The 21,088-nt window shown below is 70.1% G+C and carries 16 protein-coding genes; 10 read left to right on the top strand and 6 right to left on the bottom strand.

From position 1 onward, the window contains the following. Window positions 1-104: 104 nt before the first annotated feature. The 3 genes from ABD858_RS30970 to ABD858_RS30960 all read right to left on the bottom strand — a co-directional run bounded on the left by ABD858_RS30970 (window position 105) and on the right by ABD858_RS30960 (window position 4,492). Window positions 105-2,408: an ABC transporter ATP-binding protein gene (locus ABD858_RS30970; protein ID WP_345043761.1), complete on the bottom strand. Its 2,304-nt coding sequence runs from the start codon at window positions 2,406-2,408 to the stop codon at window positions 105-107. A 207-nt stretch (window positions 2,409-2,615) separates the two neighbouring features. Next, window positions 2,616-2,963, bottom strand: coding sequence for a DUF5132 domain-containing protein (locus ABD858_RS30965; RefSeq protein WP_345043758.1), 348 nt, complete (start codon window positions 2,961-2,963; stop codon window positions 2,616-2,618). Window positions 2,964-3,328: 365 nt separating this feature from the next. After that, a complete protein-coding gene (locus ABD858_RS30960; protein ID WP_345043756.1) occupies window positions 3,329-4,492 on the bottom strand; it encodes an alpha/beta fold hydrolase in 1,164 nt (387 codons plus the stop codon). 228 nt (window positions 4,493-4,720) lie between these two features. Here ABD858_RS30960 and ABD858_RS30955 point away from each other — a divergent pair, with 228 nt between their 5' ends. The 9 genes from ABD858_RS30955 to ABD858_RS30920 all read left to right on the top strand — a co-directional run bounded on the left by ABD858_RS30955 (window position 4,721) and on the right by ABD858_RS30920 (window position 13,934). Further along, a complete protein-coding gene (locus tag ABD858_RS30955; protein WP_345043753.1) occupies window positions 4,721-6,328 on the top strand; it encodes an ABC transporter substrate-binding protein in 1,608 nt (535 codons plus the stop codon). Between the two features lie 198 nt (window positions 6,329-6,526). Continuing rightward, window positions 6,527-6,838 (top strand): oligopeptide/dipeptide ABC transporter ATP-binding protein, encoded by a 312-nt coding sequence (locus ABD858_RS36955; RefSeq protein ID WP_425586280.1) that lies wholly within the window; start codon window positions 6,527-6,529, stop codon window positions 6,836-6,838. Window positions 6,839-7,053: 215 nt separating this feature from the next. Then, a complete protein-coding gene (locus ABD858_RS30950; protein WP_345043751.1) occupies window positions 7,054-8,010 on the top strand; it encodes an alpha/beta hydrolase in 957 nt (318 codons plus the stop codon). A 100-nt stretch (window positions 8,011-8,110) separates the two neighbouring features. Further along, window positions 8,111-8,563, top strand: a complete 453-nt coding sequence (locus ABD858_RS30945) for a Ku family protein (RefSeq protein WP_345043748.1) — start codon at window positions 8,111-8,113, stop codon at window positions 8,561-8,563. Window positions 8,564-8,568: 5 nt separating this feature from the next. Continuing rightward, on the top strand, window positions 8,569-9,528 hold the full coding sequence (locus tag ABD858_RS30940) for a DUF5996 family protein (protein ID WP_345045029.1): 960 nt from the start codon (window positions 8,569-8,571) through the stop codon (window positions 9,526-9,528). A 354-nt stretch (window positions 9,529-9,882) separates the two neighbouring features. After that, window positions 9,883-11,247 carry a dihydrolipoyl dehydrogenase family protein gene (locus tag ABD858_RS30935; RefSeq protein WP_345043747.1) on the top strand — a complete coding sequence of 455 codons (1,365 nt, stop codon included), beginning with the start codon at window positions 9,883-9,885 and terminating at the stop codon, window positions 11,245-11,247. Window positions 11,248-11,402: 155 nt separating this feature from the next. Then, complete coding sequence (locus ABD858_RS30930; protein WP_345043744.1) at window positions 11,403-12,437, top strand: TetR/AcrR family transcriptional regulator C-terminal ligand-binding domain-containing protein; 1,035 nt, start codon at window positions 11,403-11,405, stop codon at window positions 12,435-12,437. An 80-nt stretch (window positions 12,438-12,517) separates the two neighbouring features. Continuing rightward, complete coding sequence (locus ABD858_RS30925; RefSeq protein WP_345043742.1) at window positions 12,518-13,726, top strand: cytochrome P450; 1,209 nt, start codon at window positions 12,518-12,520, stop codon at window positions 13,724-13,726. Window positions 13,727-13,733: 7 nt separating this feature from the next. Continuing rightward, window positions 13,734-13,934: a ferredoxin gene (locus ABD858_RS30920; protein WP_345043740.1), complete on the top strand. Its 201-nt coding sequence runs from the start codon at window positions 13,734-13,736 to the stop codon at window positions 13,932-13,934. A 414-nt stretch (window positions 13,935-14,348) separates the two neighbouring features. Here ABD858_RS30920 and ABD858_RS30915 read toward each other — a convergent pair whose 3' ends face one another. Then, complete coding sequence (locus ABD858_RS30915) at window positions 14,349-14,474, bottom strand: hypothetical protein (RefSeq protein ID WP_345043737.1); 126 nt, start codon at window positions 14,472-14,474, stop codon at window positions 14,349-14,351. A gap of 122 nt (window positions 14,475-14,596) precedes the next feature. Continuing rightward, window positions 14,597-15,037 carry a hypothetical protein gene (locus ABD858_RS30910; protein ID WP_345043735.1) on the bottom strand — a complete coding sequence of 147 codons (441 nt, stop codon included), beginning with the start codon at window positions 15,035-15,037 and terminating at the stop codon, window positions 14,597-14,599. A 157-nt stretch (window positions 15,038-15,194) separates the two neighbouring features. Here ABD858_RS30910 and ABD858_RS30905 point away from each other — a divergent pair, with 157 nt between their 5' ends. Next, the gene (locus ABD858_RS30905; protein WP_345043733.1) at window positions 15,195-15,512 is read left to right on the top strand and encodes a hypothetical protein; all 318 of its coding nucleotides are present in this window, start codon (window positions 15,195-15,197) and stop codon (window positions 15,510-15,512) included. Between the two features lie 807 nt (window positions 15,513-16,319). Here ABD858_RS30905 and ABD858_RS30900 read toward each other — a convergent pair. Beyond that, window positions 16,320-19,922: a S8 family serine peptidase gene (locus ABD858_RS30900; RefSeq protein WP_345043731.1), complete on the bottom strand. Its 3,603-nt coding sequence runs from the start codon at window positions 19,920-19,922 to the stop codon at window positions 16,320-16,322. Window positions 19,923-21,088: the final 1,166 nt, after the last annotated feature.

The following is a 21,088-nucleotide window of genomic DNA, read 5'->3' as shown; positions in this document are numbered from 1 at the left end:
CGGAGAATGACACGGAGAATTACTTCCACCGGCACTGCTCGTCCCGGCCACGGCCGCCTGTGAGTGCCATGCAATGTGGTGAACTGCGGCTCGGCCGGGTGCGGTTATGCGACTTTCTCGCCGGCCTGTAGGCGCCAGAGGGACGCATACAGGCCGTCATGTCCGAGCAGTTCGGCATGGGTGCCCTCCTCGGCCACCACGCCGCCCTTGTCGAGGACGTAGATCCAGTCGGCCTGACGGATCGTGGACAGACGGTGCGCGATGACGACCAGGGTGCGATCGGCGGCGAAGACCTTGAGGGTGCGCTGGATGGCCGCCTCGGTCTCGTTGTCGACCGCGGAGGTGGCCTCGTCGAGGATGACGACGGGGGAGTTCTTGAGGATTGCCCTGGCCAGGGCGATGCGTTGCCTCTGCCCGCCGGACAGTGCGGCGCCGCGCTCGCCGATGAGAGTGTCGTACCGCATCGGCATCGCCTCGATGAAGCCATGGGCCTCGGCCATCCGTGCGGCCTCGACCGCACGGTCGTGGCTCGCTTCGAAGGTGCCGTAGCAGATGTTCTCCTCGATGGTCCCGTCGAAGAGGAACGGATCCTGGGCCACGAATCCGACCGCTCTGCGTACGTCCTTGCGCGGCAGATGGCGGATGTCCTGACCGTCGATCAGCACCCGGCCCGATCCGGCGTCCTGAAAACGCATGATCAGCTTGGCGACGGTGGTCTTGCCGGATCCGGTGGCACCCACGATGCCGGTGACCCTGCCCGGCGCGATGCGCAGGGAGAGGTTCTCCAGGGCGGGCGGGCGTCCGGGGTAGGCGAACGTCACCTGGTCGAGGACGATGTCGCCCGAGACCTCGCGGGGGTCGAGCCGCTTGCCGTTGCCGTCGGGTTCCAGGGGGAGACCGCGAAGGCGCTCCACGCGGTCGAAGGCCGCGAGAGTGCGCTGGTACTGGTCGACCGTGCTCCCGAGCCGGGTGAGCCGCCACAGCACCTGCTGGGGCAGCCCGATCAGCGGACTGAACACCTCGAAGCGCAGTGTGCCGTTCAGCACGGCGCGGCCGCCCAGAAGCATCATGCCCGCCATGGAGGCGGTGGTGCACACACGCACGGTCTCGGTGTGCTGGACGGCGCTTTGGTCGGTGCGGTGGTTGCTGCGCCGGTACGTCTCGCTGAGATCCCGGATGCGCTCCGCCTCGTAGTCCTCCGCGCAGAAACTCTTGACCGTGGCGCTCGCCTCCAGGCTGTTGACGAGCCGACTGTGCAGCTTCGTACGGTCCTCGTTGGAGACGGAGTAGTCGGCGGCGACGCGGTCGTGGTAGTGGAAGGAGAGCCAGGCCACGATCGGTACGGGCAGAAAGGCGATCCAGGCGATCTGCGGGGCGAGCGTCAGGAAGACGGGTACCAGGACCAGGAAGCTGGTGACGACCTGGACCACCTCGTTGGCCGAGACGGCGAAGAAGGTGCCGAGCTGGTTGACGTCGTCGGTCAGCGCGCCGGCGATACGGGTCGTCCGTTCGCCCTCCAGGTGGCCCAGTTCCAGGTGCTGGACGTGCGCGTAGGTCTCGTTGCGCCAGTCGTGCTGGATAGCCTGGCCGAGCGTGCGCCATTCGATGCCCGAGGCGTACGACAAGCAGGCCACGGCGAGGCAGACGAGGGCCGTCACTCCGGCGAGGAACCACAGCTGATTCGCCGCGCCGACGAGGCCCATCCCCGTGAGCATGGCGCTCTCGCCCTTGATGAGGACGACGGCGATCCAGCCGATGAAGAGGCTCAGCGCCATCTCGCTGATCTGACAGACCGCGGACAGCACGGACGCCAGAGCGAGCCGCCCTCGATGTCGTCCCACGATGCGCAGCAGCGGGTGGGAGGCGCGTTGATGTGCACCGTCGTCGACGTGCTCCCCGGCGCGGCGCCAGGCGCGCCGGATGATCAGGGCTGTCGCCGTGACCACACCCCCGAAGGCCAGCATCGACTTGTTCAGCAGATTCCGGGCTCCCACGGCGAGCACGGCCGCCGTGCCACCGGCAACGGCGATGCCTGAGAGGGTGCTGCGGGACACCGCTGGTGCGCCGGCCGATGACGGACACGCGCTTCCGTCGGTGACAGGGTCCGTGCCGGCCAGGAGTTTCGCGACGTTCTCCGCGATGAGGGCGACGGTGCTTCGCACCAGGTGCGCGACCTCAGTGGAATTCACCGTCGCGTCGTGGAAGACGAGGACTCCCCCGGTCACCGGATTCACCTGCGCCCTTGAGATGCCCTCGCTTCTGATGAGTGCCGACTCCAGAATTCTCGCCAGACGGGGGCGCCTCAGTACCAGTCCGGCCTCCCAGCGCTGACGGCCCGGAACGACCGATCGCGCGTTGACACCGGCGTACACGGGCGGGCGCGCCACCGTGTCCATGAGAGTTGTCATGAGCGACAGTCACCTGTTTGTGAGTGGTCCGCCTTCGTCACCGAGGAGAACCATGGAGAAATGGAAGATAGAAAGAGAAATGCTCTGCTCCGACAGGCGGCCGGCGCTGCAGCCACACGCGTCGGCACAGTGCGGGCACCCCCTGCGAGGGATGCCCGCATCCTGCAGTCCGTAGGGGGTGCGGCTGCTACGCCGGAGTGACCCGGCTCAGTTCCCCTTGGCAGCGATGGCGGCCGCACGCGGCTTCGCACTGTGCTTGGCCCCGTGCTCCCCGTGGGGTGCGGCGTCGGCGTCGCCCTCGGGGTCGTGATCATGCTTGGTCTCGCCGTCGGACCGGACACGCGCGTCCCGAGCCATCTGCACGGCGATCATCTCGGCGGTCACCTCGGCGGCGAAGTCGTGGATGCCCTCGTTCGCCTCGCTGGCGGCGCGCTTGACTTCCATCACCAGGCTGACCGAGGTCTTGACGAGCCCTCGCATCAGCGGCTTGGCGATGCGCTTCGCCAAGGGGGCTGCGATGAGACCGATCAGAAAGGGCGGTACTACAGGCGGCATGTGTGAACCTCTCTTGGTGTGCGCCGGGCGGCTGCCCACCGCTGCGGGCATCGGAAAAGGCGCATGGGTCATCGGCAGAAGGCCCCTGCCGAAATTCGCGCCGCACGTGCGATGGACGACTGCCATCGGTGTGAATTACGGAAGAACTCGCCGCTCCTTCCTGTGAATTCCTCGCCGACACCGCACCGCCTGCACAGACGTTACGGAACTATGCGTTTTCCACGCCGGGAAACCTACCACCCGTCGGACACACGCAGTAGCCGCGCCGTTACAGATGGATCCAAATGGAAGTGACACCTTTCATCCGTTCGAGGAATCCGGCCGCGGAATTCCGTGGCCTCCCTGCCGAGGCCGGGGCACGCATGTCACCGCGCCGAGGGCGGTCTCGTGTGGTGTCCGCCGGCCATGGAACGCACCACGTCGACGACGAACGCGGGAACCTCGTCAGGGAAGTTGTGACCAGTGCCCTCCGGGCTCAGGACCCTCCATGCCCTGCTGGAGGTGGTGAGGTATCGGCCCCGCGCCGTCGTGTAGAAGCGGCGCAGCCTGACGGCCTCGTCTCGGTCGCCCGCCGCGGTGAGGGCCTCCTCGCCCTCCGTCAGATCGCCGGGAACCACGACCATCACGGGCAGTGACCCGAGGTCTCCGTCGTGCAGCACGGTCTGCCAGCCCACCCTGGCCATTCCTTGGGGTGACAGCTCACGGAAAATGGACGCGGCGGCGCACGCCGCCCTGGTGCGGGACTCGACGGCGTCCAGCACACCGACGGCACCGTCCGTCCCCGTCGGGCCTTCCTCTCGGCGGGGCGCCGTCGCATGGGTTCGCCTCCTCCCGTGGAGGCCGAACAGATGGCGTACCGCTTTCCACAGTTGACCGTAGGCGGCGTGCCGAAGGGCTGGGACCGGCGGGCCGAAGGTGATGACGTCCGGGGGCGTGGGGTCGAGCAGGACGAGCCCGGCCACGAGGTCCGGTCGGCGTCGGGCGGCGTTCGCGACGAGCAGACCGCCGAAGGAGTGCCCGACGAGGACGAACGGCGGCTTCTCACCGGACCGCTCCAGGGCGGCGAGCAGTTCGACGGCCTCGGTCGCCGTCGTACGGGGGAAGGTGCCCGGATCGCTCCACCCGGTGCCGGGCCGGTCGACGAGGACGGAACGTGCCTGCTGTCTCATGAGGACATGCAGGTGGAGCATGGCGTAGCCGCCGACGTGCCCGCCGGGCATCCACACCACCGTGGAGCCGGCGGCGCGGTCCCCCTCTGCGAGGACGTGCATGCGATGGCCGCCGACGTCGACCATCCGGCCCGGGGGCGGATACCGCCTCCCGATCCGGCCCACATGCACGAGGTGACGCACCGACCCTGCACAGAGCACGGCAGCGACGACGAGCAGGACGGCTCCCACCACGGAAAGCCTGCCGAGGGTGACGCACCATGCCCCGGCCACCGCGGGCAGCAGGGCGACGAGGAGGCCGGCCCAGTCACGGCTGAGCAAGGCGAGTGCCAGGTGGATGGCTCGGGAACCAGGACGCATCCGTTCCTCCTTCAGCACGTCGCTGTTCGGGGTGGCGCCTTCCTCAAGCCCGGACGACCACGCGGTGTCGGCAGAGGCATCGTCGCCCGCGCACGGCGCGTCCGCCATACGACGGACGGCTTCGGGGAATGGTCTGCCCCGCCCGAACAGGTGAACCGGACTCAAGTTCCCGGTGGTTGCGCCGTGGAGGGGGATCGGTCACCGTCAGGCGGTGGCACGATGAGCGCCATGAGGCGCCGACCCGCATCGTTCGCCCCGCCGAGGATTCGGCGGCAGGCGGAGGCGTTGCTGGTCGCGGCTTCGGCCCTGGTGGGCGGGTGCCATGGGGGCGACGCCCGGCCGGCGGCGCACTCCCCCGTGATCATGGACGGGATTGTCAGGGTCGCCACCGCCTTCGAGATCCCGGACTTCCATCCGTACTCCCAGTTCGGCTCGGGCGCCGCGCAGTACGCGTACGACCCGCTCGTGCACGTGACCTCGGGTGGTGAGGTGGTGCCGGGTCTGGCCACGAGCTGGCGGGCCGCCTCCCGGTCCGCGGACTTCACGCTTCGCCGGGGCGTGACGTGTTCGGACGGTACGGTACTGAAGGCGTCCGACGTGGCACGGTCGCTGACCCACGCGGCCGACCCCCGCAACAGGTTCGCCGGCGCACGGTCGACGCTGCCGAGCGTGCCGTTCACCGTGACCGCGGACGACAAGGCCGGCACGGTGTCGGTGCGGATGTCGTCCCCGTACAGTTTCGTGGTCCGGAGCGTCGGGATGCTTCCCGTGGTCTGTCCCGCGGGCCTCGAGGATCCACGCTCGCTGGCACGGAGCACGAGCGGAACGGGCCCCTACGTCCTCAGCTCGTACAGGTCCGGAGGTCCGTACGTGTTCGTGCGGCGGAAGGGCTACGCGTGGGGGCCGGGCGGCGCGCGGACCGGAGTGCGGGGACAGCCGCAGCGGATCGTCCTGTCGGTGGTGTCCCAGGAGTCCACCGCGGCCAACCTGCTCCTCACCGGCGGGGTGAACCTCGCACGGCTGACGGGGCCCGACCGTGCACGGCTCGTCGGGCACGGTCTCACCACGGCGGACGTGCCCGCCGTGGTGGGGCTGACCTTCTTCAACCAGCGCCGCGGCCGGCCGCTCAGCGATCCGGCGGTCCGGCGGGCCCTCGTGGCCGCACTCGACCGCCAGGGGCTGGCCAACGTGGCCGTCGGCGGCAGCGGACGGCCGGCGGCCGACCTCACGGCGGCCGATGCCGTCTGCCACGGGGACCTCGCCGCCGCCCACCTGCCGTCGGGCGGTGCCTTGCGGACACTGCGCGAGGCGGGCTGGACGAAGGGCGCGGACGGCGCGCTCGTGAAGGACGGCCGCCCGCTGCGGCTGCGCGTGATCAGCAGCCCCGATCTCGGCTCCACACTGCCGTCGGTGGGTGAGCTCATGGCCGCCACCTGGGAGGGGCTCGGCGTGCGCGTCGACCTCGTCAGCGAGAGCCTCAACGCGCTGGTGAGCGCGTTGTACCGGGACGGGAACTTCGACGTGGTGGTCGGCACCTCGCCCGGCCCCTCCCTGCCCGCAGGGCTCATCCCCTATCTCTCCGGCCCTCCCCCGGCACGCGGGCTGAACTTCGCCCACGTCACCAACCCGGCCTACGACCGGTTGGTGGCGCAGGCCCTCCGTGAGTCCGAGGAGGCCTCGTGCCCGACCTGGAAAAGGGCCACGGCGGAGGTGTTCCGGGCCGCGGATGCCCTGCCCGTCGCGGACGGCGCCAGCACCGTGTACGGGTACCGCACCACGTTCTCCACGGGTTCCGGCGGCGAGGTCGTGCCCACCAGCATTCGACTTCACCGCTAGCCGGAGGTTGACGCATGTCCACCGTGTCCCGGCGTCTCAGCGCCTTGCGGAGGAGTCACCCCTGGCCCGTCTTCTGCTGCCGACGCGCAGTGCGACTGGCCGTCTCGCTCTTCCTCGTCGTCAGCGGGTCGTTCGCGATGATCCGGATGATCCCGGGCGACCCGGTGCGCGCGGCCCTCGGCGTGGACGCGGCGCATCGTGGAGACGGCACCGACCGAGACTCTGCTCCGCCACCCCCGGCACCCGTACACGCAGGCACTGCTGGCCTCTGTGCCGTGCCTGCGTAGTCCTCGGCGGATGCCGGACGAGCCGACTCTGCCGGGCGAGGCGGCCGACCCGCATTTTCCTCCACCGGGATGCCGCTTCCACCCACGCTGCCCCGTCGGGCCGCGCCGGCTGCCCGAGCGGACGCTCTGCTCCACCGCTGCCCCCGGGCAGACACCTGTCGAACACGACGAACTGCACCGCGTGGCCTGCCACTTCCCCGTGCCGAACAGCCGCCTCCGATGAGCCGCGGAGGCCCGCCACCCGAGCGTCGGCTGATCGGGGGACGACCGACGGCGCAGGCCCTGGCAGGTGCCCGCGCCGCTCCCAGCCTCTGCCGCTCGAGGCCTCGTTCAATTGGATCCCTTCGATCGCCAGAACTCGCCGGCCGGCACTCCTGGCTTTAGCGTCGGGCTATTCCGGAATTCGCATCGGTCTCACTCACCGAAAGGAGCCGACTCGTGGCCACCCATGTCCTCGAGCCGGAGGCGCAGGAACTCGCGGATGCGACCGCGACCCCGCCCTTCCTCTACGAACTCGGTCCGGAGGGCGCCCGGAAGGTGCTCGACGACATCCAGGCAACCCCCATCGAGAAGGCCGCGGTCGACGAGGACAAGTGGATCACCGTCCCAGCCCAGGTCGGAGACGTGCAGGTCCGCCTCATCAAGCCGACGGGCGCCACCGGGCCCCTGCCGGTGATCCTCTACATCCACGGAGGCGGGTGGATCCTCGGCAACGCCGGCACGCATGACAGGCTCATTCGTGAGCTGGCCGACGGCGCCCGGGCGGCCGTGGCGTTCGTCGAATACGACCGCTCACCAGAGGCGCAATACCCCGTCGCCATCGAGCAGGCGTATGCAGCCGCGCAGTGGATCAGCAAGAACGGGACGGGTGAAGGCCTTGACGCCAGCCGCATGGCCGTCGCGGGCGACTCGGTCGGCGGCAACATGAGCGCGGCGGTCACCGTCATGGCCAAGCAGCGCGGGGACGTGCAGTTCGTGCATCAATCGCTCTACTACCCGGTCACCGACGCCGGTCAGGACACCGAGAGCTATCGGGAATTCGCCGACGGCCCGTACCTCACGGCCCGGGCGATGGCTTGGTTCTGGGACGCATACATCCCGGACTCCCCCGAGAAGCGACAGGAGATCACGGCATCGCCACTACGCGCCACCCTTGCGGATCTCGCAGGTCTCCCCCCGGCCTTCGTGCTCGTCGACGAGAACGACGTTCTCCGCGACGAGGGCGAGGCCTACGCCGCCAAGCTCACTCAGGCAGGCGTCCCGACCACGAGTGTCCGCTACAACGGCATCATTCACGACTTCATGATGCTCAACCCCGTCCGCTCCGCCAAGGCCTCAACAGCAGCCATCGAACAAGCCATTCACGTTCTGCGGAAGGCACTCGGCACGCTCTGAAGATCTTCGAAGGTGTGGGTTACGCCGGATCGTGACGGCTGTCGCGGGCCGCGCCATGCCGAAGGAACGAGGTAACACGATGGCGGCGGGCTGACGATTGATGAAGCGGGCTCGGCCTGAGCGGATCCGGTTGGCGGCCACCGATCTGATCGTCGAGGCAGAAGCCGGTGACCAGGAGGTGACGAGCGCCCCGACTGCGAGAGACGCTCGGCCGCTCCTCCCGGTGACGGACGCCGAACGAGCGCCGCACGGCCGCGAACGCCTCGACATCCTCCGCGTCCGTGACGGCATCCTCGCCCTGCACCTGATGTGCCGGCCCGACGAGATCCGCGACCCGTCTCAGCCGGCGCCGCCGGAGCTGACGGAGCCGGAGGCCGAAGCGCGCCAGGCGCTGGACCTGATGGCCGCGCTGAACGCCTCCGTGCAGAAAGCACGTACCTCCCGTGGCGAGGGCGAGGCGGAGGTGCACGAGATGCCACACCTGTCCGCCGTGGCCATCATGGTCATCCAGGCCCCGGCCCGGGTCAGGAGCGTCGGGTGCAACGGAAGGTGATGACCATGGAGCTGTTCCCGCCGATCCCTCTCGCCGAGTGGCGCGACACCAAAGACACGCTCCATCGCTTCGCACAGATCGTCGGGAAGGTCCGTCTCGCCGCCAGCACCCGGCGCAACCACTGGTGGAACGTCCCATTCCACCTCACGGGGCGCGGCATCACGACTCGCCCGATGGGACAGGTCGACGGCAACCCGATCTTCACGATGGACTTCGACTTCGTCGCACATCAGCTGGTCGTTTCGACTCTGGACGGCCGGGCGATCTCCCTGCCGCTCATCGGCCAGTCCGTGGCGTCCTTCCACGACGCGGCCATGGACTCGCTGGCCGCGCTGGGCATCCACATGAAGCTCGACGTGCCCAGGCCCTTCGACTTGCCCGACTCCGGCCGGCCCTTCGCCGAGGACGCCGAGCATGCGACCTACGACCCCTCACAGGCCAACCGCTACTGGCGGGTCCTGGGTCAGGTGGCGTCCGTACTGGAGGAGTTCGCCGCGGGGTATTCGGGGAAGGTAAGCCCGGTGCACCACTTCTGGCACACCTTCGACATCGCCCACACCCGGTTCTCCGACCGTCACATCGAGCAGCCCCAGCAGATCGACCCGGTCACCCGGGAGGCGTACTCCCGGGAGGTGATCAGCTTCGGCTTCTGGTTCGGGGATGACACCTTCCCCGAGCCCGCGTTCTACTCCTACACCGCTCCGGAGCCGGCGCACCTGGCCGAGGAGCCGCTCCGGCCCCTAGCGGCACACTGGATCCCCCGGAACAACAGCCACTTGGCCGTACTGCGGTACGACGAGGTCCGGGCCGAGGCCGACCCGCGTGCAGCCGTGCTCGCCTTCTATGAAAGCGCGTACCAGGCCGGTGCCCGACGCGCCGGATGGCAGATCGGTCCACTGGCATGCCCGGGCGGGGTGACGGACCCGCAGCTGCGGATCCACACGCCCCACCCCACTTCCGGCTGAGGCCCGGCAGCGGCCGCGACGTCCTCGGTGTCGCTCAGCAGGGCGGCGGCCCGGTGGAGGAAGGAGCTGGGCTGGCGTGAGGACGCCGACTTCGCCACCGGTGAGGAGTTCCGGGTGGTGCAGCTGACGCCGCCTGGCTCGCCGGCCTCCGTCATCTTCGGCATGGGCATCCCATGGCGACGACTTACGAATCCGCGGCCGAGCCGGCCACCGCGCCGCGGCGCGCCGCCAGGGCGCACGGCCGGCACGAGGCGGAGACCTGACACGCCAACTCCGACTGGCCGGAACGGTACCCCCAGTACATGGTGGACGAGCAGCCGGGAGTGCCGGCCGGCCTCAGACGGGAGCGCGAGCGTGAGCGACTACGACGTCATCGTGATCGGCGGCGGCTCGCCGGGCGAGCACTGCGCCGGCGAGCTGGCCGACGGCGGGCTTCGAGTCGCCCTGGTCGAGCGCGACCTGGTCGGGGGCGAGTGCTCCTACTGGGCGTGCATCCCGTCCAAGACACTGCTGCGCCCGGGCGAAGCCGCCCAGCAGGCCCGGGAGGCGACGGCGCAGGCCCAGGTCGACGCCGCGGCGGCGCTGGCCTGGCGTGACTTCATGGTCTCGGACTACTCCGACGCGGGCCAGGAGCGCTGGCTGGAGAGCAAGGGCATCGACCTGCTGCGCGGCACCGGGCGGCTCGCGGGACCGGGCGGTGTCGAGGTCGGCGGCGTCCGCTACACCGCCGAGCACATCGTGGTCGCGACCGGTTCGGACGCGATCGTGCCGCCAGTCCCGGGCCTGCCCGGACTGCCGGGCGTGTGGACCAACCGCGAGGTGACCGGCATGAAGGCCGTCCCTCGCCGACTGCTCGTCCTCGGCGGCGGGCCCGTTGGTGTGGAGATGGCCCAGGCGGTCCGCAGGCTCGGTGGAGAGGTCGTCCTCATCGAGCTCGGCGGTCACGTGCTGCCGCGCGAGCCCGCGCCGCTGGGCGAGGCGCTCGGCGAGGTGCTGCGCCGGGACGGCGTCGACATGCTGCTCGGCGTGCGCGCGACCACCGCGCGGCGTGACGGCGAGGAGTACGTCCTGACCCTGGACGACGGCAGTGAGCAGCGCGGCGACCGGTTGCTCGTCGCCACCGGCCGCCGGGCCCGCGTGGACGGGATAGGCCTGGAGACCGTCGGCATCGTGCCCGGGAAAGACGGGATCCGGGTCGACGACAGCCTGCGCGCCGGGGAGGGCCTATGGGCCGTCGGCGATGTCACCGGCGTGCGGATGCTGACCCATGTGGGCAAGTACCAGGGTGAGGTCGTCGCGGCCAACATCCTCGGCGAACCCCGCGTGGCCGACTACCGGGCCGTCCCGAACGTCGTCTTCACCGATCCTCAGGCCGCCTCCGTCGGCGTCGTCGAGGACCGCTTCAGCGCGACCGTCCCACTCAACGAGGTGGCGAAGACGGCCACCTACTCACGGGCCTACGCCGAGTCCCCCGGATTCCTGACCCTGCTCAGCGACGGCGAACGGCTGACCGGCGCCTACGCTCTCGGGCCCGAGGCCGGCGAGTGGCTGCAGCAGACCACACTGGCCGTTCGCGCCCGGGTGCCGCTGGGAGTGCTGCGCGATGTCATCCAGCCTTTCCCCACCTTCTCGGAGATCTACGTCGCCGGATTGAAGGAGCTGTACCGCGAGGTCGCCGCCGCGCGGATGCCACCGCTGACGACCCGGCACCCGGCCTGAACGAAGGGCCGGATGACGGACCTGCTGGAGCCGGCCGGCCGTGAACGCGCACGGCGGCTGAGGCATTGGGAGAGGATCTCGCGGTTGCATGCCACGGCATCGATCACCGGTGCCCTCCGGGCGCTCAAGGGCCCCGGCCCGGCCTGCTCACGAACGTGATCAGGGAGGGCGCCGCCGCGACCGGCAGATGGGGTGCTGCGCCGGGCGAGTCCACTGCGGCCGGGTGCGGGGTCGGGACCCACGACGACGGCTTTCCCGGCGCTCTCGCCCGCGACCTCGCTGTGCGGTGCGGCCGGCCCGTCACCTGGGAGGTGAACCGGGGGCACGGTGCCACCGCCCGCCGCACCCGGCACCGGCTGCTGCCCGCGATCGGCACGGGCCTGGGCGCGGCCTCGCTCCTCGCGGGGGTCAACGCCCTCATCGACGTCGGCGGCAGCAGCAGCTTCCGGTGGCATGCGGTACGCAGCCGGGCGCCGAAGAGCTACGGTGCATTTACTGCTGCCGGCAGAAGCGGAAGACGCAGTTCGCTGGGCAGGGAGGTGAGAGTCGCGGTGGCGAGCGATGATGCGGCTGGTGCGGGACGGGTGACACGCGGGCTGCGCAAGATTCCGCTGAGTGATCCCGGTCGGCGCCGGGAGGTGCTGGACGTTGTCCTCACGCTGCTCGCCGACGTGGGGTACGAGCGGTTGACCATGGATCTGGTCGCGCAGCGCGCCAGGGCCAGCAAGGCCACGCTCTACCAGCGGTGGCCGACCAAGGCCCGGCTGGCGGTGGCCGCCCTGGAACAGCACCGGCCGCAGATCGCCGACCACGACGCCGGTTCCCTCACCGAGGACCTGCGGCACCTGCTGACCTCGTGGCTGGCCGGCTGGACGGAACTCGACCGCGGACTGGTGATCGCCCTGCTGGAAGGCAGCAGAACGGATGTGGAACTCGCCCGCCTGCGCCGCGAACGGCTGCGCCGACCGTTGCAGCAGGCCGCAGAATCGGCCCTGGCCCGAGCGCATCAGCGCGGGGAGATCCCAGCGGGCGTCGACCCGGACCTGCTCCTGGAGATGCCTTGGGCGCTGATGTTGATGCATGTGCTGATCGAAGGCGAAGAACCCGACCGCGCGCTTGTCGACCGCATCGTGGACCGAGCGCTGGCTCCCTTGCTCGGCACGACAGCATCCGAACACGTTGAGCCATGATGAGTCGCTCTGCGTATAGAACGAAACCGTACTACCCTGGGTTCTGAGCCCTGAACGGCTGGATGAAGGGAGCGGTTCCCGTGAACGCAGCCCAGTCCCCCGCGATGACGTTGCCCACGCACCGCACCTGCCCGTTCGACCCGCCGCCCCAGTACCACAGCTTGCGTGAACAGCAGCCGATCGCTCCACTGGCCTTCCCCGACGGCACGGTGGGCTGGCTGCTGACCCGGCACGAGGACGTCCGCGCGGTGCTGGCCGACGACCGGTTCAGCTCGGACCGCCAAAGGGCCTCCTCCCCGGTGCGCCGCAACCCGTTCCGCCCCGAGGACCGCCCCGGGATGCTACTGAACATGGATCCGCCGGAACACACCCGCTACCGGCGCATGCTTACCCGTTACTTCACCGTGCGCCGGATGCGCGCCCTCGCCCCGAGGATCGAGCAGATCGTCGCCGCCCACCTCGACGCCATGGAAGCGGCCGGCCCGCCGGTGGACCTCGTGCCCGCCTTCGCCCGGCCCATCCCCTCGCTGGTCATCTGCGAGCTGCTCGGCGTGCCCTACGCCAGCCGAGAGAACTTCCAGCAGTGGACCGCCGCCCTGCTCAGTCTCGACGCCTCCGAAGACGAGGCACAGCAGGCCCGCGACCAACTACGCCGGTACATGCGTGACATGGTGGCCGCCAAACGCGAACACCCCGACGACGCCCTGCTCAGCACCCTGATCCATGCACAGGAACCGGAGGTGGTGCTGAGGGATGAGGAAATGGCCGGCATCGGCCGCCTGCTGCTGGTCGCCGGGCACGAGACCACCGCCAACATGCTGGGCTTGGGCACCTATGCCCTGCTGCGCCACCCTGACCAGTTGCGCGCCTTGCGCGAGCACCCCGAAGGCATCGACCCTGCCATCGAAGAACTCCTGCGCTACCTGGCCATCCTGCAGTTCGGCACCGTCAGGGTTGCCCGCCAGGATGTCGAGATCGGCGGCCGGCGCATCCGCACAGGGCAGACCGTCGTCGCGTCACTGGCCGCCGCCAACCGCGACCCCGGCCATTTCCTCGAGCCGGACGAACTCGACCTGGCCCGCGAACCCTCCCAGCACGTCGCCTTCGGACACGGCGTCCACCAGTGCCTGGGCCAGCAACTGGCCCGCGTCGAGATGGCCGTCGCCTTCCCCGCCCTCTTCCGGCGCTTCCCCACGCTCCGCCTGGCCGTACCGCCGGAACAGGTCCCGATGCGCGACGACATGCTCGTCTACGGCGTTCACGCCCTTCCCCTCACCTGGGACAGGTGACCATCCCATGAAGATCCGGATCGACCACGATCGCTGCCGCGGCGCCGGCCAGTGCGCCCTGACCGCACCGGAACTGTTCGACCAGTCCGACGACGACGGCACCGTCGTCCTCCTCAACGAGCAGCCTCCACCCGAACTCCACGACCGCGCCCGCCTCGCCGCCGGCCTGTGCCCCAATGCCGTCATCCACGTCACCGACGAGCCCTGAACCCCACCACCACCCGGACAGGAGGCACCCGGCCCCATCGCTCGAACAGGGCCAGGCCCGCTTCCGACTGAGAGAACTCAGGCAGGTGACCGGAGTCCTCTCACCGAAACATTCGCCGCCATGGCGGAGACCGAGCGGGAAAACATCCGCGATGTCAAGCCTCGATGGGCTCCACCGCCGCCCGCAAGGGCAAGCATGGCAGGCAGCCCCCGGTCACCACCGACGTCAATGACCCGCGTCCGGGGGCACCGGCGAGATCTGGCGCCGGCTCGCGCTACGGCGACGGGTGGATGCCGTACCCCTTCCAGCAGCACCTCCATCACCTGCCGTCGGGCTGCGGGAAGTACAGCCACGACCTCGCGTCGGTGGTCGGTGTCCGGCCGGCGAACCGCACCATGGACTTCCGGACGGCCGTCACGACCTGCACTCCACCCGGGCCGCGGCCAGGGCCTCGACCGTCATGCTCTGGTCCGCTCCTGTGACCAAGTGCTTCGCCGTCACGGCCTGGTGCCCGAGCAGGCGCCGCTCGCCAGTGTCCACGTCGAGGTGATCCCGTATGCCTACCCGGTGCCCACCCTGAGGAGGGACCAGATCCTGGCGCAGGTGATGCCGTGGATGGAAGCCCACGCCATCTATCCCCGCGGCCGGTTCGGGACCTGGCGCTACGAGATCGGCAACATGGACCACGCCGCTTTCACACCGTCACCGACGCCACCTTCGCCGCCGCCCAAGAGCGGTCCGTTCGGGCCTTCACCTCTGAACTTCTGTTCGCCCCACCGTGCGGGGAGACGACGACGGTCCACATCCGCCACGACGCGGACCTCTTCGCCGATCGGATGGCCCGCGCCGTGGGCGCCCCGTCGCTGACCGTGGTGCCGTTCCGCGGCGAGCCGTACCGGTCCTGGCAGCTCGACCAGCTCACCTGGTGGCGGCCCGGCCCGGACGCGCACCTGCCCCAGGACCACCTCTACGCCCGGGACGCGGAAGGCCGGCTGACTGTGCTGCTGGAGCCCGGGGCCGAGCGCGGAGAGCGGTACCTGATGCGTGTGGTCCGCGAGGTCGTCCTGCGCTGCGCCGAGCACCGCGGCTGGACCGTCTTTCACGCCTCGGCCGCCGCTCTCGACGACCGCGGCGTGCTAATTGCCGGACCGTCCGGGGCGGGCAAGACCACCGTGCTGACCGCGCTCGCCGCCCGCGGCAGCCGACCTGATCGCCTCCGACCGGGCGCTGGTCACCGCCGGCGCCGGCGCGGTGGCCGGGGTGCCGTTCTCCGTCCGGATTGGTGGCGGCACCCTAGCCGCGCTGCCTCCGCGCGAGGGCCTGCCCATCCCGCATGCCCTGCCCGACGTCTTCGGCAGCGCCCGCAAGGCGGCCCTGACCCCACGTGCGTTCGCCCGCGCCTCCTCCACCCGTGTACGGGAGACGGCGCCGCTGCGGCTCGTCGTCATCCCCTGTCTCAGCGACGACGACCATGTCCTGCGCAGCCGCGTGCTCGGCGCAGCACAGGCCCGCACAGCGCTTGCCGCCGCGTGCTGCACCCCGCACGACGAGGAGCCTGGTGGATCTGCTTGCTGGTGAGCGGGCCGCGGTCGGCCAGGGTGTGCAGGCGGCGCTGGACGTGCCAGGTGGCGAAGAGCTCCAGCAGGCGCCGAGGCCCGGGGCCGTCGATGGCGGGCAGTATGGCTGGCCCTGGACGCCCTTCACCCGGGGTTGGTGCGCCAATTCCGCGCCGAGGACCTGACGATCGGCGCGCCGCAGTGCGGGTCGTGGATGCGCGTGAAAGCGGCCGGCTACCACCGATGGGACGTGACGAGCAACGGGCCCCGGGGCATCTGGGCAGAGGTCCAGGATGTCGCAGCTCGCTGGAGGGCGGCCGGTGAACCGGCCGTCTACCGGCTCCACCTCGACGCCGATGGCGTCCAGCGGGCCGCCAGCCCGAACGGCGCTCTGACCTGGCAGTTTGCCCACGCCCCTGGTGAGACTGGAGATTCACGATGACCCGACCCACCCAGGCAGCTCCTGCTTCGGGTTCGGACGATGCCCTGTTCGGGCCGGAGGCCGCCGACTACGCCCGTTACCGTCCCGGCCTGCCGGACGCGGCGGTCCGCCTCCTGGCCACCACCCAGCACGGCGTGCCCGACCCGAGCGGCGTCATCGGCCGGGAGTCCCGGTCCGCCCAGCAGCGCGGCGCCGCGCTTTCGGCGCCGCTCATGAGTCGCTGGACGGGTTTCGTCCAAATCGCGCAGGCGTTTGATACGGGTGAGATACCGGCTCATCCGATTCCCCGGACAGCGAGGTGGCGGTACGGGACGAAGCCCGTACCGCCACCCCTTGAGGCGTTCTGTCGGCCCTCGGGTACCGCCCGGCGGCATCCGAGGGCGCTTATCAGCTGCTCAGGTCCGGGCGGTGCGAGATGCGGACCTTGTTGACCAGGGTCTTGCCCGTGACGGCGACCAGGCGCAGGTTCAGCTGGCCGTCGGTGACCGTCACCGTGAAGGTGCGGTCGTGGGCCGCGAGGGCGCCGGCCTCCAGGGCGAGGTCGAGGTTGGAGATGCGCTCCGTGCCCTCGGCCAGGATGTCGAACACCCGCTTGGCCGGGGCCTTCTCGGTGAGCTCGGCGAAGCCGAGTTCGACCTGGTAGACGCCGTCGGGCAGGTTGTCGAAGCGGTACTCGTACGCGCCCTGGCGGGCGGTCGAGTAGAGCGCCTGCTCATCGGTTCCGGTGATGGCCTTGTTGGTCCTCACCTCGTTGCCGATGCCGAGGTAGCCGTACGATCCGGCGGCGTACGCCTGGTCGGGGCCCCAGGTGTCACCGAGCGCGTCGACCTGCCGGCCGGCCGTGCCCGCGTCGAGCGCCGCCTGATAGGCGGGTACGACGACCTTCAGCGGGATCTCGATGACCGGCTTGCGAGCGGACTCGGAGTTCACCAGCAGAGTGCCGGTGAGGACCGAACCGGGCGTGGCGCCGGTGGTGTCGAAGGTGAGGGTCAGCTGCCGGCCCGCCCCGCTGTCGAGGGTGCCGCTCGTCACGGAGGGCTTCACCCAGGCCGCCCCGTCCTTCTCCGCCACCTGGTAGGTCACCGCGGAACCGGCGTTGGAGAGGGCGAGGGGGCGGGTGCGGGTCTGCCCGGCGGGCAGGACCAGTGTGTAGGCCTTGGTGCCGGCCGTGACCACACCGGTCTCGAGGTCCGCGTCGGCGACCTCGATGCCGCCCGCCTTCAGCGAGCGGGTGACGCCGGCCGCGGAGTAGTGGGCGGCGGTGAAGGACACCGCGTAGTCCGCCGTGTCGGTGCCCGCCGGGACGGACACCAGGTACTGGCCGTCGACGGCCGTGGGGGCGCTGCCCGCGGCCGTACCGTCCTTGGTGACGGTGACGGTGACGCCTTCGAGGGCCTTGCCGTCGTTGGCGTCGGTGACCGTGCCGGTGACCACACCGGTCTTGGTGGTGCGGAAGGAGATGCTCATGCCGTCGGTGACGGTCTTCTGGTTGTAGGAGTACAGGAAGGCCTCGGTGCCGGTCTCGTTCTCCACACCGATGGTGGCGCCCTCGCCGCCCTCGTACATCCCGGTGCCGATGTCCTTGTAGTGGTACGACACCGAGCCGTCCTCGGAGATCACAGCGGCGAAGGTGACGCGGTTGGCGGGGGCGAAGACGATCTGGACGTTGCGCCACTCGACGACGATCTGGCGGTGCGGCGCGGTCCCCCGGGCCGACCAGTAGATGCCGGCCTCCGCGTCCACGATCAGCTTGTCCCAGAACGGGTAGAGCGAGCCGTTCGGAGCCGACGTGCTGGGCAGTGTGCTGTTGCCGCTGTTCTCGCTGGAGTTGTCGAAGTTGAGCGCGCCCTCGGTACTGGCGTTCGCCGACCGGTAGGCCTTGCCGTACAGCGGCACGGGGAACGGGAAGTCGATCTTCGCCGAGCTGGCGGTGCCGGACAGGGTCAGCTTGGTCTCGCCGGTCGGGAAGTCCCCGCCCGAGGAGAGCCGGCAGGCGTGGCCGAACGCGTCGGTGCGGCTGGGCAGCTGGATGTCCTGCGTCTTGTCGGCGGCCAGCTCCACGCTCACGCTGATGGCCGAGGCGCACCTGCCGGCGGAGGTGACGGCCACGTTGTGGGTGCCGACCGGGAGCGTCATCTCGTAGCTGCCGTCAGCGGCCGCGGTGGCCGTGACCGAAGTGCCCTGGACGACCAGGGACGCGCCGCCTTCGGCTCCGCCCTCACTGGTCACCTTGCCCTTGAGGACGACCGTCGGGGCGGCGTCGACGGCGAAGTCCCGGGTGGTGGTCCGGCCCTCGGTGACGGTGAGCTCACCGGTGCCGGTGAGGTAGCCGAACTTGGTGATGGTGACCTTGTAGTCGCCGACCATCAGCTTCGGCCAGGTGTACGAGCCGTCGGCGCCGGTGGTCCCGGTCCTCTTCATCGGCCCGTCGAGGCTGACGGTGGCACCGGCCAGAGCGGCGCCGCCCGAGGTGACCTTGCCCTCCAGGGCGCCGAGTGCGCCGCGCGGCGTCGCGCTGACCGCCGCGAAGGCGTCGAGGCGGCCCTCACCGAAGACGTTGTTGTTGGCCGCCGTGCCGCCGCAGTTGGTGGCGTCGACGTCGATGGCGGTCAGGTTGAGCAGCTTCTCCGTCTCCGCGATGTCCCCGCGGATCGCGGGCGAGGCCGACCACATCAGCGCGACCGTGGCCGCGGTGTGCGGGGAGGCCATCGAGGTGCCGGACATGGGCAAGTAGCCGCCGCCGGCCACCGAGGAGCGCACATTGGCGCCGGGGGCCGCGATGTTCGGCTTGATCGCGCCGCCCTCGCCGGTACCGCGCGAGGAGAAGGGGGCAATCGCGTTGTTCACGTCGAAGGCACCGCTGGCGTACGAGTTCACATTCGCGCCCGGCTCGCCGGCGGTGTTGCAGCCGGGGCCGTTGTTGCCGTTGGAGAAGGCGGGGAAGATGCCCGCGTCCCGCCAGGACTGGACGGTGTCCTTGTACCAGGTGTCGATGCGGTTGGCGCCCCAGGAGTTGTTGACGACGTCCGGGGCGAGATCGGGCCGGGGGTTGGCACCGGACAGGTCGGTGGGGGCGATCACCCACTGGCCCGCGGAGAGCAGCGACGCGCGGGAGCAGGTGCTGGACTCGCAGCCCTTGGCCGCGATCCATTTGGCGCCCGGGGCGACACCGATCTGATTGGCGCCGCCGTCGTCGCCGACCATGGTGCCCATGGTGTGGGTGCCGTGCCCGTTGTTGTCGCAGGGGGTGTCGCCCGCGCAGATGTTGGCCGGGTCGAAGAAGTTGTAGGCGTGGTCGTACGTTCCGTCCGGCTTCAGGCCGCGGTACTTGGCCTTGATCGCCGGATGGTCGTACTGGACACCGGTGTCGATGTTGGCAACAACGATGTCCTCGCCCGTGACGCCCAGCTCGTTCCAGACCTTGGGGGCGTTGATCCGGTCGACGTTCCACTCGATGCCGTTGACCGTGGGCTCGGTGGCCGAGGCGATCGGATCGGGCATATCGACGGGGGTGTCGGCCTCCAGGGCCGCCACGTCGGAGCGCGTCGCGAGCTTCTCGGCGAGAGCCTGGGTACCGGTGATCTTGACCGTGTTGGAGATCCAGAACGACTGGTACTTCGCCCCGGCGTCCTTGGCCGCGGCGATGACCCCGGCCTGGGACTTCTTGGCGAACGAGGTCTCGGCGGCGCGGACCGCGCGCGCCTTGGCCGCCTTGGACTTCGCCTTCTTCGCCTCGCTCAGGTCGGCCGAGTCCTTCATCGTGACCCAGAAGGCGAGCTTGGCGCCGTCGGCCTTCTCCGCGAACCGGTCGAGCAGTTCGCCCTCGCTCTTGGCCTGGAAGGCGCTGAGCGCGGGCGGGTCGTCGGTCTGCGCCAGAGCCGGCTGGGCCCCGATCGCGAGAGGAAGCGCCATGACCGCGGCGGTCAGTGCGGCGAGCGCCGTTCTCCTTCTGTCCGAGCTGCTGGGGCCGGCGGTTCTGTGTCTAGCCACGAACTCTCCCTGGTTGAAGTGGGTTCGTACAGACGCTCAGTCCGCCCATTCCTGTCCCTGTGTGTGGGGGTGTGCGCGGGATATGCAGTTGTGCCCCGTGCGGTTGGGGGGGGTGCAGTGGCTGCGGCGGGAACCGAGAGAAAGCATGCAGCCCCCTCCACATCTTGACCAGTACGCGTCAGGAGGCCTTTTCGGTCAACCGTGCCCCACAGGGAACTCACGCCCACCGGGCACCTCAACCGCGCCCGGAACGCCTGACGAACCAGCGAGAACCAGCCATCTGCACGTCACCACTCGCAGTGGTGCCCGGCACGGTGAACGCCCGGTTCCGCAGCAGGTGGCGAACGTCGCCAAGGAGTCGGCGACACCGGACGACAGCCGCGCGACACCGGCCACACGACCGGTCCGCCAAACCATCACGGTCCGTCGGCACCACCGTCACCCCGCTACCGGACGGCCGCGTGCGCAACCATCGCGTCCGTCAGCACGTCGGAAAGGACCGCACCTCCAGGCCCCTCGCCGCCTGGCAGACACCCCGTCCAGAATGGCGAGATCCCAACCAGAGACAACACTTCTCCGAACGACGAAGTGGATCCGCCGGAGGGACTTGAAGGGCACCGAAGAGTGCAGGGCTGGAAAACTGCCCCTTCCGCCCAAAACGGGCGCGGCCCTGGACGCCAGCACCACGCACTTCGGGCCCGCGGCACCCCACCGGCGTCACCATGGGACCCGGCTTCCACTTCGGCTCCCTCCAGCTGTACGCGGCCACCCTCTTCGGCACCCGGGTGCAAGTAACTGGCGGGGTCCTGAACGCGTGTGCAGGCCGCATTGACATCTTGGCCTAGGAGCTCCGTTTCGATGACCACGTCCGCGGCGTCGCAGGCGGCCCTTCAAGGACTGCGAGCATCCGCGGTCGCGGTGGTCGAGGTGCCCACACCCCCACAAAGCCCGATGCCGCACTGCGGCCGGTGAGCCATCGAGGACTCCGAACGTGGCAGAGATCGTTGCGATCCTCGGCCGCTCCAGAGGAGTGGCGATTGTCCTCCGGAACGACCAGGGATCGCAACCCGAAGTACCCCGCGCCGTTGGCGACAACATTCCCGTGCCACCTTCCCTTCCCACGCCGCCCAGGGGGCGCACGACCAGCACGCCCCGAGTGTCGGCAC

Origin of the sequence: Streptomyces sannanensis (genome assembly GCF_039536205.1) — a bacterium.
Classification (GTDB): domain Bacteria; phylum Actinomycetota; class Actinomycetes; order Streptomycetales; family Streptomycetaceae; genus Streptomyces; species Streptomyces sannanensis.
This window is presented reverse-complemented; position numbering and strand designations above follow the sequence as displayed.